Source organism: Paraburkholderia phytofirmans OLGA172, from assembly GCF_001634365.1.
In the GTDB taxonomy this organism is placed as follows: Bacteria; Pseudomonadota; Gammaproteobacteria; order Burkholderiales; family Burkholderiaceae; genus Paraburkholderia.
In genome coordinates this window covers 320193-333680 of the sequence record NZ_CP014578.1, presented here as the reverse complement: position 1 = coordinate 333680, position 13488 = coordinate 320193, and the positions used below count along the sequence as shown (strand labels likewise).

Genomic DNA, 13488 nt, shown 5'->3' with positions numbered 1-13488 from the left:
GGTGCTGACCATGAACACGTCAGGCAGCCGGGCTGATCTGAACACGCCGGGCCTCTTTCGCGTCGGTGCCGCCCGTGATCGTTTCCGGCTTCTTCAAAATGATGTGATCTTCGGCAATGCCGGCTGCTTTCAGTGCGTCGCGCACCGCTTCGGCACGGGTCTTCGCGAGCTTCGCGTTGACTTCGGCAGAGCCGGTGGCGTCGGTGAAGCCCGACAGCGTGAACTTGGCGTCCGGGTGCGCTTTCGCGTAGGCCGCGGCCGCGTCGACCGCCGCTTTCGCGTCGGCCGGCAATGTGCTCTTGCCGATGTCGAAGTAGATGCTAGCCGGGAGGGCTGCTTGCGATGCTGCCGCACTGTCCGAACCGGCCGCAGCCGCTTCAGCGCCCGAGGCAGACGCGGCGCCCGAAGCCGCTTCCGCGCCGCTAGCAGCCGCGCCTGCGTCGGCCAGATGGTTGCCGCCTTCCGGCAGCTTGCCGTTACGGGCGTCCAGAATCTGCTTCGGCTGGAGAATATCGCCGGTGTGATTGCCCCAAGAGTTACGTTCGTACGTGATGACCGAAGCGATTTCAACGTCGTTCAGCGTCGGCGCCCACGAAGGCATCGCGTTCTTGCCCTTCAGCACCAGACTCACATGTTCTGCGATCGGGCCGTTGGCGATCTTGCTGCCGTCCAGCGCCGGGAATGCGCCTGCGCCCTTGCCGGTCGGCTGGTGGCAGACCGCGCAGTTCGATGCGTACACCTTGCCGCCGCGCTCCATCAACTCGGCCATGGTGTAGGTCTTGTTCGGATCGTCCTGGCCGGCGGCCATTTTCTGCTTCTGCACATCGACCCACTTCGCGTAGTCGTCTGCCGACAGCACTTCGACCACCACCGGCATGAACGCGTGTTCCTTGCCGCACAGTTCGGTACAGAAGCCGCGGAACGTGCCCGTCTTGTCAGCCTTGAACCACGTGTCGCGCACGAAACCCGGAATCGCATCCTGCTTCACGCCGAAAGCCGGCACGTACCAGGAGTGGACCACGTCGTTCGCGGTAGTGATGATGCGGATTTTCTTGTCGACCGGGACGACGAGCGGATTGTCGACTTCCTGCAGATACGTGGTGGAAATCGGCTGACGGCCATCGGTTTCCGCACGCGGCGTGGCCAGCGTGGACAGGAAGCTGATGCCCTCACCCGGACCCTTCACGTAGTCGTAGCCCCACTTCCACTGGTAGCCGGTGACCTTGATGGTGACGTCGGCATTCGTGGTGTCCTTCATCGCGACGACGGTCTTGGTGGCGGGGAGCGCCATCAGCACGACGATGACGAACGGCACGATCGTCCAGATGATTTCGACGGTAGTGCTTTCGTGGAAATGGGAAGCCTTGTGGCCTTTCGATTTGCGGTGCGCAAACATCGAATAGAACATCACTGCGAACACGCCGATGAAGATCACCGTGCACAGGATCAGCATGAACGTGTGGAGGCTGTAGAGCTCCTCAGCGATTTTCGTCGCTGGCGGCTGGAGATTGATCTCGTTGACGGCAGGGCCGCCCGGAACATCGCCCACTGCCAGGGCCGCGCCGGCGAAAAGCAGTCCGCTCATCGCCAGCACGCCCATGAGGGCTCGCTTGATTGTTTTCATAGCTTCCTTACCCAAAATTTCCATTCAAACCCTCGACCCCGCTGGCAGGCTGTCTCGCGCTCCCCGGGAACGCCGCGCGTCTCAACACGTCTAACACCGCGTGAGCCACATACGCAGTTCGCCTGCGAACTGCGCGCGCCGATACTGCGCGAGATGTTGCCCGATCATGATCGTCTGGCCGCGCGAGACCAGTTTGATCTGGTCACGTGGCGTCGCGCCCGGTTCGATCCGCACCCAGCGCGGATTGAATTCAAACTGCGTGAGCCGCTCGGCGCTGACCTGCTCGATCACGAGCCGGTTCTGAAACAGCCGCACGCGCTCGTAATCGACAGCATGACGCGCATATATGGCAAACGCGATGCCAACCGCCAGCAATTCGATACCGGTGAACGGCAACACCAGCCAGGCGCCGACCAGAACCAGCATGAAAGCAATTGCCAACGAGAACAACGCAAGCGATACGTAGAAACATACAAACTGCCGCGGCGAAATCGAACAGTTGCGCTTCATCGTCCAGTCTTTGAGAACCGGTTCTGAATCCGCCAGCAGATCTGATGCTTCCATCGCTGCCTCCTGCCGACCCTCACCAAGCGCCACCTGCGGCCATTGCTCGCGACCGACCGCTAACGGCCCATCAGCGGCCCCTCAATCACCGCCGCGCCACTTCATGTTGCAGCCCTGTGCTTCGGGCCTGTCGCCCCAAATGTGGGAACTCCGGGCGACAAACTGACGCATTATAGGCGCGATCCATAGCATCCACAAGCAAGCCTCAATCGGCTTACAAGCCAGGTGCGACAAGCCTCCGCGCCGTTTTGACACAGCTTTCGCGCGTCTTTTGAAGCGGTAATTTCAGACATAACAGATGTCCTCTTTACCGCTTCCTTGGTTCCTCACCGATTCCTCGACGAACCTCGCCCGATATCCTCGATCCTCACGATCCCATGACCTTCAGCCGTGGTGCGCGGCACGGCTTTCCAAGCGTGGCCGTAGATCACCTCGAAGGTCAGCGCGATCGTGCCGTCGGCGCGCCGACGGGCTTCGAGCGCTCCCAGCAAAGCCTTGTGCAGCCTACGCGCGATGGCATTCGAGGTGGCCTCGCGCTCGAACGGATAGGCACCCCAGCGGCGCACGTCCGCGAGCAGCGACTCGGGCGACTTATACGTAATAGTGAGTGTTTCCTGATCCATCACAGGAATCTCGAAACCACTCTCCACCAGCATATCTCCCAGGTCATGCATGTCGACAAAGTCGATCACATGCTGGCGCGAAGCAACGCCATGCGCGGCCTCGACCTCGGCGTAGGCGCCGCGCAATTCCTTCAGCGAATCCGGACCGAGCGTGCTGAACATCAGCAGGCCGTTCACTTTCAGCACCCGTTGCCACTCAGGAAACACAAGGTCGGGCCGCGAGTGCCAGTGCAGGGCGAGATTGGACCAGATGAATTCGAAGGCGCCGGCCGCGAACGGGAGCGCCGAGAAGTCGGCCTGCGCGAAACGCGGACCGCGGGCGCCGAGCGCCTTGCCGAGCGTGGCCGGCAGAAAGCGCCGCCAGCTCGTGTCGCCGGAATCGTGACGCAACGCGCGGCTGAGCATGCCGTACGACAGGTCGGTGCCGAACACCGGCGCCTCGGGGAAGCGTTCGCGCAACGCGGGGATGTCTTCGCCCGCGCCGCAACCGGCGTCGAGCACGCTCGCCGGCGTAACCTTGATGTAGTCGAGGCGCTCGCGCATGCGCTGGGCGATTTCGCGCGGCAGGAAGGCGACGTTGCCGAACGTCGCCGCACGGCGGTCGAAAATCTGCCTGAGGCGCCGGGAATCATAGGCCGGACGGCCAGATTGAGACGAAGTTGGGGGCATGGGTGTCGTACTGGCGTAGAGCACGAAGTATACTCGCTCGCTTCCGTCCATTCAGCGTGAAAGGCCTTCGCGGTCGGTCCAATCATGCCATTCCGAAAAAAATCTTCCTTTTCCGGCGGCTCGAACGCGCGTTTTGTACGATTCGCGCGCGGCTTGTATTCGGCATGGCCGCATGTGATGCACGCCGCGCTGCCGAACCTGTGCGCATTGTGCGGCAATTTGTCGCATAAGACGCTGTGTGCCGGTTGCGATGAGACATATTGGAACGAAAGCAGGTTGCGCTGCACGGTGTGCGCGGTCCCGTTGTCCGGAATACGCTTGGCGGGTCACGCGCAATATCGCTGCGCGGATTGCATCGGCGAGCCGCCGCCGTTCGAGGCCACCTTTGCTCTCGCCGATTACCGTCAGCCGCTCGACGCCTTGGCGCTCGGCCTGAAATTCCGCGCCCGGCTGATGCTGGCGCGCGAATTCGCACAACGCCTTGCGCGTCTCGCGGAGGACACCTGGGCAGACGCGGCCGAAAAACCGGATGTACTCGCACCCGTGCCGCTCGCCAACAAACGTCTTACCGAGCGCGGCTACAACCAGGCCTGGCAGATTGCGAGGCCCTTGGCCCGCGCGCTGCATGTGCGCAGCGACGCCACCCTGCTGCATCGCGTGATCCACACCGCGCCGCAATCACGGCTCGACCTGGACGCGCGCCGGTTGAACGTAGGCCGCGCGTTCGAGGTCGCCAAACCGGTGCAAGGCCTGCATGTCGGCATCGTCGACGATGTGATGACGACCGGCGCGACGCTCGAAGCGCTGTCACGTACGCTCAAAGCTGCCGGTGCGCGGCGCGTCACCAACTTCGTCGCGCTGCGTACGCCGAAAATCTAGTCTCTACCTGAAGCCATCATGTTCAATGTCGTTCTCGTCGAACCGGAAATCCCGCCGAACACCGGCAACGTCATCCGCCTGTGCGCCAACACTGGCGCGCGGCTGCATCTGATCGAGCCGCTCGGCTTTCCGCTCGACGACGCCAAGTTGCGCCGCGCCGGCCTCGACTATCACGAGTATGCGCAGATGAATGTGCATGCCGATTGGGGTGCGTTCGTCGCCAAAGAGGCACCCGATCCGGCGCGGATGTTCGCCTTCACCACCCGCGGCTCGGGCCGGTTTCACGAGCATGCGTTTCAATCCGGCGACTGGTTCGTGTTCGGCGCCGAAACGCGCGGCCTGCCTGACACGGTGCTCGATCAATTCGCCAATGAACAACGCGTGCGCCTGCCGATGCGGCCGGGCAACCGCAGCCTGAATCTGTCGAATACGGTCGCCGTGGTCGTGTTCGAAGCGTGGCGTCAGACCGGCTTCGACGGGGGCGCCTGACGGCGTTTCAGCTCGGCTTCGTAGCGCGCGAGCATGGCGTCGTCGAAACAGGCGAACACCACGCGTTCAATCTTCGGGGTGCGCGGCAAAGTTTCGAGCACAGTGCCCACGGCGATCTGCACGGCTTCATTGGCAGGAAAATGGTAGATGCCGCAACTAATCGCGGGAAACGCAATGCTTGTGCAATGCGCCTGATGCGCGACCTCGAGCGAGCGCTGATAGCAGGAGGCAAGCAGATCCGCCTCGCCGCGCGCACCGCCCTGCCAAACCGGGCCGACCGCATGGATCACGTGTTCGGCCGGCAAGCGGTAGCCGCGGGTGATTTTCGCGTCGCCGGTCGCACAGCCGCCCAGCGCCTCGCACTCACGCAGCAATTCCTTGCCGGCCGCGCGGTGAATCGCGCCATCCACGCCACCGCCACCTAACAACGAAGTATTCGCGGCGTTGACGATCACATCCACGGCGAGTGTCGTGATGTCGACCACGCGCGCGTCTAGCGTGCAATTGTAGAAACTGAGCATGGGAACCTCGCTGGCCCGAAGCGTCGATAAAACGTGGACAGCGATAGCGGGCAGCCGTTCAGCGCTTTTCGCGCTAAACGGCTGAAAGACAAGACTTACTCTGCTTTCGAATCGCGCCGCAGCAGGGCGCTGACAGCGTCGCGGGGCGCTACACCGTCGAACAGCACGGCGCAGACTGCCTGCGTGATCGGCATCTCGATCGCATGAGCGCGAGCAATCGCCAGCACGGCTTGCGCACAACGCACGCCCTCGGCCACATGACCAAGGGCGCCGAGGATGTCGTCGAGCGTACGGCCCGCGGCAAGTTGCACGCCGACCGTGCGATTGCGCGACAGATCGCCCGTGGCGGTCAGGATCAGATCGCCCAGTCCGGTTAAACCGGTGAACGTCTCTGCCCGTCCGCCGAGCGTCACGCCAAGGCGCGACATCTCCGCCAGGCCACGCGTGATCAGCGCCGCGCGCGCATTGAGACCGAGGCCAAGACCGTCAGCAATGCCTGTGGCAATCGCCAGCACGTTCTTCACCGCGCCGCCCACTTCCACGCCGACGATGTCGTCGCCGGTATAGATGCGCATGGCGCCATGATGGAACGCGGCAACCGTGCGCTCGCGGCATGCTAATGACGTACTCGCGATCGTCAACGCGACCGGCAAGCCCTGCCCGACTTCGCGCGCAAAGCTTGGACCCGACAGCACGCCGTTGCTGCCATGCCCCGGCAGTTCAGCCGCGACCACTTGATGTGGCAACAACTGTGAGTCGGCTTCGAAACCTTTGCACAACCACACCACATGCGCCGGCACTTTGCCCGCGTCGTGCATGGCCCGGAACAGCCCCCGCAGACCGGCGACGGGCGTCGCCACGATGCATAACGCGTCGTCGGCGAGCGCGTGGTCGAGCGCTGCGTTCAGATCGGCTGCGTAGCGAAGGGACGGCGGCAACGCAACGCCCGCCAGATAGCGGGCGTTTTCGTGCGAAGCGGAGAGATCGGCGATGAGCGCGGGTTCTCGCGCCCACAGCACCGTGTCGTGCCGTGCGGCAAGATGTCCGGCGAGGGCTGTGCCCCATGCACCGGCGCCGAGGACAGCGACCTTCATAGCCGGCACCGAACGGACGCGTTAATGCGTGACGCCGTTTTGCGTCGCGCCGTCCTGGCCGCCCATTTGCGCGAGACGTTGCTCGTACAGCGCCTGGAAGTTGATCTCGGCGAGGTGGATCGGCGGGAAGCCTGCGCGGGTGATCGCGTCGGCGATGTTCGAGCGCAGGTACGGGAACAGGATCGTCGGGCAGGCAATGCCGACCAGCGGGTCGATCTGTTCGGCGGGAATGTTGCGGATGTCGAAAATGCCGGCTTGCTTGGCTTCGATCAGGAACGCAACCTTGTCCGACACCTTGGCCGTGACCGTGCCCGTGACGAGGATTTCGAACACAGTGTCGGCGAGGCGCTCGGCCTTCACGTCGACTTCGACTTCGACCGACGGCATTTCCTGCTCGAGAAAGATGCCCGGCGAATTCGGCTGCTCGAGCGACATGTCCTTCAGGTAGATGCGCTGGATATTGAAGAACGGCTGGTTATTCTCGTCGGACATGATTGAGTGATTCCCTGATAGGTATGCATGGCGGCGGCCCATGGCTTCACGGACCGCCAGATCGTTGCGACGCATCGCGTGCCCTGATAGGGCCAGCATGCGCCGACTTGTATTTCACCCGCCCCACTCACGAGCCGGCCGGCGCATAAGGCCGGCGCACAAGTAAGCGCAGCTTCGTTCAGGCAGGTTCGAGCAGAGGCATCAAACCGCCCGCGCGATCGAGCGCGGAAAGGTCATCGTACCCGCCGACATGCGTCTCGCCGATGAACACCTGCGGCACCGTACGGCGACCGGTCCGGGTCATCATTTCTTCACGACGGGCCGGGTCTTTGTCGATCAGTACCTTTTCAACGTGCTCGACGCCGCGCGACTTTAAAAGACGTTCGGCCATCTGGCAATACGGGCACACCTGCGTGCTGTACATGATCACTTTGTTCACTTGACTGCTCCTTGTTTCACAACCGGCATACCGGCCTTCTGCCAGGCGTCGACACCGCCTTCGAGAACATGGACTTCGGCGTATCCGGCATCCTGCACGATACGCGCCGCCTTGTTCGACTGCTGGCCGGTCTGGCACACCAGCAGCACCGGGTTGTTCTTATTCTTCACGAGTTGCGCGACTTTCGCCTGCAACTCGGCAAATTCAAGCTGCCGCGCCGCGGGCAGATGGCCCTTGGCAAAATCAGCGGACGGACGCAGATCGATGACCGTTGCATTGCGCCGGTTGATCAGTTGAGTCGCCTCAGCGGCCGACAGGCCCCCGCGGCCACGCCGGCTGATCGTCGGCCACAGCAGCAATCCACCGGAGATGAGGACGATTGCGATCAGTACAAGGTTTGTGTAATCAGTGAAAAACTTCACGGAAAATCCGCCGAAAAAGAGAGAAATCGAAAAGGGCAATCCGCCCATTATAAAATAACCGTCTGACGCGATGGCGACGCTCCTCTAGAGGACCCTCGCAACGCTTTACCGCTTCCTTACTACCGACCGGCAATCTCATGTACAAACTCGTTCTCATCCGCCACGGCGAATCGACGTGGAACAAGGAAAACCGCTTCACAGGCTGGGTCGACGTCGACCTGACCGAGCAGGGCAATCGCGAAGCGCAGCAAGCCGGCGTGCTGCTGAAGGAATCGGGCTATACGTTCGACATCGCCTATACGTCGGTGCTCAAGCGCGCGATCCGTACCCTGTGGCATGTGCAGGACCAGATGGATCTGATGTATCTGCCGGTCGTGCATTCGTGGCGTCTGAATGAGCGCCACTATGGCGCGCTGTCGGGCCTGAACAAGGCGGAAACCGCAGCCAAATTCGGCGACGAGCAGGTGCTGGTCTGGCGCCGCAGCTACGACACGCCGCCGCCGGCGCTCGATCCGTCGGACGACCGCGCGCCCTACCGCGATCCGCGTTACGCCAAGGTGCCGCGCGAGCAATTGCCGCTCACCGAGTGCCTGAAAGACACCGTGGCGCGCGTTCTGCCCTTGTGGAACGAGTCGATTGCACCGGCCATCAAGTCGGGCCGCAAGGTCGTGATCGCCGCGCACGGCAACTCGATCCGCGCCATGGTGAAGTACCTCGACAACATTTCGGACGACGACATCGTCGGCCTGAATATCCCGAACGGCGTGCCGCTCGTCTATGAACTCGACGAAAATCTGAAGCCGATCAAGCACTACTATCTTGGCGACCAGGACGCGATTGCCAAGGCGCAAGCCGCTGTGGCCCAGCAAGGCAAGGCGGGCTAAGCCCGTTCGAACCGCAGCCCCGCGGTGAAAAATGCAGCAGGGTTGCGGCAAACGGGCCGCGCCGACCGGCAACACACATACCGGTCAGCGCGGCCCGCATCCCCCGAGCGCGCCTTTCTAGCCGCCATCCTACGGTTACCGCACATTACTTCACCACCGCAGCGGCGATCTCACGAACCAGGTCCGGCCCGCGCTGTCGAATCACGATTCCCTGTGCTGCGCCCTGACCGGGCGGGTGTGCAGTTATACTTGTCCGTCCCATCTCTATCGACGCTGCCACGCGCTTCCGACCGCAACAGACTCTATGCGAAAGAACCTGAAAAATATCGGCCTGATTGCCGCGGGCCTTGCTACCGGCGCATTCGCCACCCTGCAACTCTCCGCCTCGGCCCAGCAACCCGCCAGCGCCGCCTCGAGCGCCGTGGCGCCGTTGCCGCTGGACCAGCTCAGGCTCTTTGCCGAAGTCTTCGGGCAAATCAAGCATGAGTACGTCGAACCGGTCGACGATAAAAAGCTTCTCACCGCTGCGATCAAGGGCATGGTGTCGAGCCTCGACCCGCACTCGTCGTATCTCGACAAGACCGATTACGAAGAACTGCAGGAGCAGACCAAGGGTCGCTTCGCGGGTCTCGGCATCGAAATTTCGTCTGAAGACGGCCTGATCAAGGTGATCTCGCCGATTGAAGACACGCCCGCATTCCGCGCCGGCATCCGTCCGGGCGACCTGATCACCCGCATCAACGACAAACCCGTGCGCGGCATGACGCTCGACCAGGCCGTCAAGCAGATGCGCGGCGATCCGGGCACCAAGGTCACGCTGACCATCTTCCGCAAGACCGACGACCGTACGTTCCCGCTCACGGTGACGCGCGCGATCATCAAGGTCCAGTCGGTCAAGATGAAGATCCTCGCACCGGGCTATGCGTATATCCGCATCACCAGCTTCCAGGAACGCACCACGCCTGATCTGGCCGCCAGGCTGCAAGACATCGCCCGTCAACAGCCGAACCTGAAGGGTCTCGTGCTCGATCTGCGCAATAACGGCGGCGGTCTGCTGCAAAGCGCGGTCGGCGTAGCCGGCGCGTTCCTGCCGCCGAATTCGGTGGTGGTGTCCACCAACGGCCAGATTCCGGATTCGAAGCAGGTCTATCGCGATACGTACGATAACTACCGCCTGCAATCGTTCGACAGCGATCCGCTGAAAGACGAAGCGCCGATCTTCAAGACGGTGCCGATGATCGTGCTGACCAACGCCTACTCGGCGTCGGCTTCGGAAATCGTCGCGGGCGCGCTGCAGGATCAGCATCGTGCGCTGATCGTCGGCAAGACTACTTTCGGCAAGGGCTCGGTGCAAACCGTCCGTCCGATGACGGCCGACACGGCCCTGCGTCTGACCACGGCGTACTACTACACGCCGAGCGGCCGTTCGATCCAGAACAAGGGCATCCGTCCTGACACCGCGGTCGATCAATACGCGGAGGGCGATCCGGACGACGCACTGGTCACCCGCGAAGTCGATTACTCGAACCACCTTGCGAACACGCAGGATCCGAACGAGAAGAAGGAAGCGGAACAGCGCGAACAGGAACGCATGGACCAACTGCGTCAGCTCGAAGAGCAGAACGACAAGAAGACGCCGGAACAGCGTCAGAAGGATCGTGAGCGCAAGCCGGTCGAGTTCGGTTCGACCGACGACTTCATGCTGCAACAGGCGCTGAACAAGCTGGAAGGCAAGCCGGTGGTGGAATCGAAGTCGCTGACCGAGCGGCGTCTGGCGCAGAACAAGCCGGCAGCTTCGGCGTCCGCGCCGGTCGCGGTGAAGCCGACGCAACCGGTGCCGGGCGCATCGGTCCCGGCCTCGGCGCCTGCTGCGCAAAGCAACTAAGCAGTAAATTCAACGTGTCTTCGCAGCCGAACCTGCTGCGAAGACACGTCGCAGTGCACCTTGCTATACCCAGCACCAGCATGAACACCCGCTCCCCGCGCGATTAAAATAACGAAACCGCGCACGGCAGGCCACTGGTCCTGCATTTCATTGCGCGACACTCCACGCGCCCCGCCATGAACGACGATCAACTCCTCCGCTATTCCCGCCATATCCTCGTCGACGAAATCGGCATCGAGGCGCAGCAGCGCTTTATCGACGCGCACGCGATCATCGTCGGCGCGGGTGGGCTGGGGTCGCCTGCAGCGATGTATCTGGCGGCGGCAGGCGTCGGCCGCTTGACGCTGGTCGATGCCGACACGGTCGACCTGACCAATCTGCAGCGGCAGATTCTGCACGTAAGCGCGTCGGTCGGGCGCAAGAAGGTGGAGTCCGGGCGCGACGCGATCGTCCAGATCAATCCCGAAGTAATAGTGAACGCAGTAGGCGAACGCGTCGACGATGCATGGCTCGATCGCGAAGTGCCGCACGCCACCGTCGTGCTCGATTGCACCGATAACTTCGCCACGCGCCACGCGATCAACCGGGCGTGCGTGAATCATGGCGTGCCGCTGGTGTCGGGGGCGGCATTGCGCTTTGACGGCCAGATCAGCACCTTTGATTTCCGCGACGCCGCGTCGCCCTGCTACGCGTGCGTGTTCCCGGAGGATCAACCGTTCGAGGAAGTCGCGTGCTCGACCATGGGCGTGTTCGCGCCCACGGTCGGCATCATCGGTTCGATGCAAGCCGCTGAAGCGCTAAAAGTGATCGGCGAGATCGGCACGCTGCTGGTGGGCCGCCTCACGATGCTCGATTCGCTTCGAATGGAATGGAACACGATGCGCATTGCGCGCCAGCCGGACTGTCCGGTATGCGGGGAACGGCATCAGGCCTGAGCCCAAGCAGGACGCCGAATAAATAACGCCGCACACTGTGCGGCGTTTTCCGTTTGAACCTAACCGGCTCTCAGTTTCAAGCCAGCACCACACGCTTGAGCGCCGCCTGTACTTCTTCCGGTTCGAACGAAGCCAGCACGTCGGCCACCGGCTTCTCGAGCGTCTTCAGATGCGAGCGCAGCACTTCCTGCTTGACCACCAGCAACTGGCTCGGATGCATCGAAAACTCGGTGAGGCCCATGCCGAGCAACAGACGCGTCAACGCCGGATCGCCCGCCATCTCGCCGCACACCGACACCGGCACACCCGCCCGCTTCGCCTCGCGCAGCGTGAAGGCGATCAGGTGCAGCACCGCCGGATGCAACGGGTCGTACAGATGCGCGACCGAGTTATCCGCGCGATCGATCGCCAGCGTGTACTGGATCAGATCGTTCGTGCCGATCGACAGGAAATCGAGCCGCTTGAGAAACAGCGGCAACGCAATCGCGGCAGCCGGAATCTCGATCATCGCGCCGACCTGCACGTTCGGATCGTAGGGGATGCCGGCGTCGTCCAGCTGACGTTTGGCTTCGCGAATCAGATCGAGCGTCTGATCGATCTCCTGCGCGTGCGCGAGCATCGGAATCAGAATCTTCACCTTGCCGAACGCCGACGCGCGAAGAATAGCGCGCAGTTGCGTCAGGAACATTTGCGGCTCCGAGAGGCTCCAGCGAATCGCTCTGAGCCCCAAGGCGGGGTTCGGTGCGGTTTCGTAGCCGTCGCCTCCCGCCATCGAATCGAGCGGCTTGTCGGCGCCGACGTCGATCGTACGGATCGTCACCGGCAAGCCATTCATCAACTCGACCGCGCGACGGTAGGCAGCAAACTGCTCTTCCTCTTCCGGCAACTGGTGCTTGTGATTCATGAACAGGAACTCGGTGCGGAACAGGCCCACACCGGCCGCACCCGAATCGACCGCGGCGCGCGCGTCCTCCGGCAATTCGATGTTCGCGCACAGCTCGATGCGCGTGCCGCAGAGTGTTTGCGTCGGCGAAAACTTGAGCCGTTGCAGCTTGCGCTGCTCCAACTCTTTTTCGCTCTGGCGGTATGAATACTCTTCCAGCACGATCGGCGCAGGATCGACGATCACAATGCCGTGATCGCCGTCGACAATGATCAGATCGTCCTGGCGAATCAGCTGGCTCGCATGCTGCACGCCGACCGCGGCCGGAATGCCGAGGCTGCGCGCGACAATCGCCGTATGTGAAGTCCGTCCGCCGAGATCGGTGACGAACCCCTGAAACGTTTGCGTCTTGAACTGCATCATGTCGGCCGGCGCGATGTCATGCGCGACCACGATCATCTCGTCGCAGGTACCGTGCACACCGTCCACCAGCGCCACTGACGCGCCGGCGAGCGCCTTCAGCACGCGCTCCACGACCTGTTCGATGTCGGCTTTGCGCTCGCGCAGGTATTCGTCTTCGATATCGTCGAAATGGCGCGACAGGCGCTCGAGTTGTTCGGTCAGCGCCCACTCGACGTTGTAACGGCGCGTGCGGATCAGGTCGATGGTTTCCTGCACGAGCATTGCATCGTTCAGGATCATTGAATGAACGTCGATGAACGCGCCCATTTCGCTCGGCGCATCCACAGCGAGATCGGCGCGCAACGCGTCGAGTTCGTAGTGCACATGTTGCTGGGCCGCGCGAAAGCGCTCGATCTCGCCCTCGATCTGAGCGGGTTCGATCAGATAGTGGTCTACGTCAAGTGCAGCCGGGGCGATCAGATAAGCCCGCCCGATGGCGATACCGCGTGACACGGGAATTCCATGCAGCGTGAAGGACACGCGCACCTCCTCTAGTTGTGTGATGCCGCGGCAAACCGCTGCAATGCTCTCAGACTCTCTTTGTCATTATAAATTCCGCGCTCTTTGCAAGTACGCCGGGGCTGTGTGCAGCGCAGCACGAAATGCCGTAACCGACCACGACA

14 protein-coding genes are annotated in these 13488 nt (G+C 62.5%); 5 read left to right on the top strand and 9 right to left on the bottom strand.

Features of this window, described 5'->3' with window-relative positions:
* Positions 1–19 precede the first annotated feature (19 nt).
* The 3 genes from coxB to AYM40_RS01450 all read right to left on the bottom strand — a co-directional run bounded on the left by coxB (position 20) and on the right by AYM40_RS01450 (position 3480).
* Complete coding sequence (gene coxB / locus AYM40_RS01460) at positions 20–1648, bottom strand: cytochrome c oxidase subunit II (protein WP_063494651.1); 1629 nt, start codon at positions 1646–1648, stop codon at positions 20–22.
* 66 nt (positions 1649–1714) lie between these two features.
* The gene (locus AYM40_RS01455; RefSeq protein ID WP_063494650.1) at positions 1715–2188 is read right to left on the bottom strand and encodes a DUF2244 domain-containing protein; all 474 of its coding nucleotides are present in this window, start codon (positions 2186–2188) and stop codon (positions 1715–1717) included.
* A gap of 326 nt (positions 2189–2514) precedes the next feature.
* Positions 2515–3480, bottom strand: coding sequence for a methyltransferase domain-containing protein (locus tag AYM40_RS01450; protein ID WP_063494649.1), 966 nt, complete (start codon positions 3478–3480; stop codon positions 2515–2517).
* An 84-nt stretch (positions 3481–3564) separates the two neighbouring features.
* Here AYM40_RS01450 and AYM40_RS01445 point away from each other — a divergent pair, with 84 nt between their 5' ends.
* A complete protein-coding gene (locus AYM40_RS01445) occupies positions 3565–4359 on the top strand; it encodes a ComF family protein (RefSeq protein WP_063494648.1) in 795 nt (264 codons plus the stop codon).
* An 18-nt stretch (positions 4360–4377) separates the two neighbouring features.
* Positions 4378–4848 carry a tRNA (uridine(34)/cytosine(34)/5-carboxymethylaminomethyluridine(34)-2'-O)-methyltransferase TrmL gene (gene trmL, locus AYM40_RS01440; RefSeq protein ID WP_063494647.1) on the top strand — a complete coding sequence of 157 codons (471 nt, stop codon included), beginning with the start codon at positions 4378–4380 and terminating at the stop codon, positions 4846–4848.
* Here the strand turns inward: trmL and AYM40_RS01435 are convergent.
* From AYM40_RS01435 to AYM40_RS01415, 5 genes are all read right to left on the bottom strand, one after another.
* Positions 4821–5369: an O-acetyl-ADP-ribose deacetylase gene (locus tag AYM40_RS01435; RefSeq protein WP_063494646.1), complete on the bottom strand. Its 549-nt coding sequence runs from the start codon at positions 5367–5369 to the stop codon at positions 4821–4823. The genes trmL and AYM40_RS01435 overlap by 28 nt on opposite strands.
* A gap of 95 nt (positions 5370–5464) precedes the next feature.
* Positions 5465–6463, bottom strand: coding sequence for an NAD(P)H-dependent glycerol-3-phosphate dehydrogenase (locus AYM40_RS01430; protein ID WP_063494645.1), 999 nt, complete (start codon positions 6461–6463; stop codon positions 5465–5467).
* A gap of 21 nt (positions 6464–6484) precedes the next feature.
* A complete protein-coding gene (gene secB, locus AYM40_RS01425; protein WP_063494644.1) occupies positions 6485–6955 on the bottom strand; it encodes a protein-export chaperone SecB in 471 nt (156 codons plus the stop codon).
* 178 nt (positions 6956–7133) lie between these two features.
* On the bottom strand, positions 7134–7394 hold the full coding sequence (grxC, locus tag AYM40_RS01420; protein WP_054035740.1) for a glutaredoxin 3: 261 nt from the start codon (positions 7392–7394) through the stop codon (positions 7134–7136).
* On the bottom strand, positions 7391–7816 hold the full coding sequence (locus tag AYM40_RS01415; protein ID WP_063497792.1) for a rhodanese-like domain-containing protein: 426 nt from the start codon (positions 7814–7816) through the stop codon (positions 7391–7393). Before AYM40_RS01415 ends, grxC begins: the two co-directional genes overlap by 4 nt.
* Positions 7817–7953: 137 nt before the next feature.
* Between AYM40_RS01415 and gpmA the strand changes: the two genes are divergently transcribed.
* From gpmA to AYM40_RS01400, 3 genes are all read left to right on the top strand, one after another.
* On the top strand, positions 7954–8700 hold the full coding sequence (gene gpmA / locus AYM40_RS01410) for a 2,3-diphosphoglycerate-dependent phosphoglycerate mutase (RefSeq protein WP_063494643.1): 747 nt from the start codon (positions 7954–7956) through the stop codon (positions 8698–8700).
* Between the two features lie 304 nt (positions 8701–9004).
* Positions 9005–10585 (top strand): S41 family peptidase, encoded by a 1581-nt coding sequence (locus AYM40_RS01405; RefSeq protein ID WP_063494642.1) that lies wholly within the window; start codon positions 9005–9007, stop codon positions 10583–10585.
* A 176-nt stretch (positions 10586–10761) separates the two neighbouring features.
* Complete coding sequence (locus AYM40_RS01400) at positions 10762–11520, top strand: HesA/MoeB/ThiF family protein (RefSeq protein ID WP_063494641.1); 759 nt, start codon at positions 10762–10764, stop codon at positions 11518–11520.
* Positions 11521–11596: 76 nt separating this feature from the next.
* Here AYM40_RS01400 and ptsP read toward each other — a convergent pair whose 3' ends face one another.
* Positions 11597–13345, bottom strand: coding sequence for a phosphoenolpyruvate--protein phosphotransferase (ptsP, locus tag AYM40_RS01395; protein WP_063494640.1), 1749 nt, complete (start codon positions 13343–13345; stop codon positions 11597–11599).
* Positions 13346–13488 lie beyond the last annotated feature (143 nt).

Coding starts and splice junctions, on each gene's coding strand:
- coxB (WP_063494651.1), bottom strand. CDS start 1,648: ATGGAAATTTTGGGTAAGGAAGCTATGAAAACAATCAAGCGAGCCCTC.
- AYM40_RS01455 (WP_063494650.1), bottom strand. CDS start 2,188: ATGGAAGCATCAGATCTGCTGGCGGATTCAGAACCGGTTCTCAAAGAC.
- AYM40_RS01450 (WP_063494649.1), bottom strand. CDS start 3,480: ATGCCCCCAACTTCGTCTCAATCTGGCCGTCCGGCCTATGATTCCCGG.
- AYM40_RS01445 (WP_063494648.1), top strand. CDS start 3,565: ATGCCATTCCGAAAAAAATCTTCCTTTTCCGGCGGCTCGAACGCGCGT.
- trmL (WP_063494647.1), top strand. CDS start 4,378: ATGTTCAATGTCGTTCTCGTCGAACCGGAAATCCCGCCGAACACCGGC.
- AYM40_RS01435 (WP_063494646.1), bottom strand. CDS start 5,369: ATGCTCAGTTTCTACAATTGCACGCTAGACGCGCGCGTGGTCGACATC.
- AYM40_RS01430 (WP_063494645.1), bottom strand. CDS start 6,463: ATGAAGGTCGCTGTCCTCGGCGCCGGTGCATGGGGCACAGCCCTCGCC.
- secB (WP_063494644.1), bottom strand. CDS start 6,955: ATGTCCGACGAGAATAACCAGCCGTTCTTCAATATCCAGCGCATCTAC.
- gpmA (WP_063494643.1), top strand. CDS start 7,954: ATGTACAAACTCGTTCTCATCCGCCACGGCGAATCGACGTGGAACAAG.
- AYM40_RS01405 (WP_063494642.1), top strand. CDS start 9,005: ATGCGAAAGAACCTGAAAAATATCGGCCTGATTGCCGCGGGCCTTGCT.
- AYM40_RS01400 (WP_063494641.1), top strand. CDS start 10,762: ATGAACGACGATCAACTCCTCCGCTATTCCCGCCATATCCTCGTCGAC.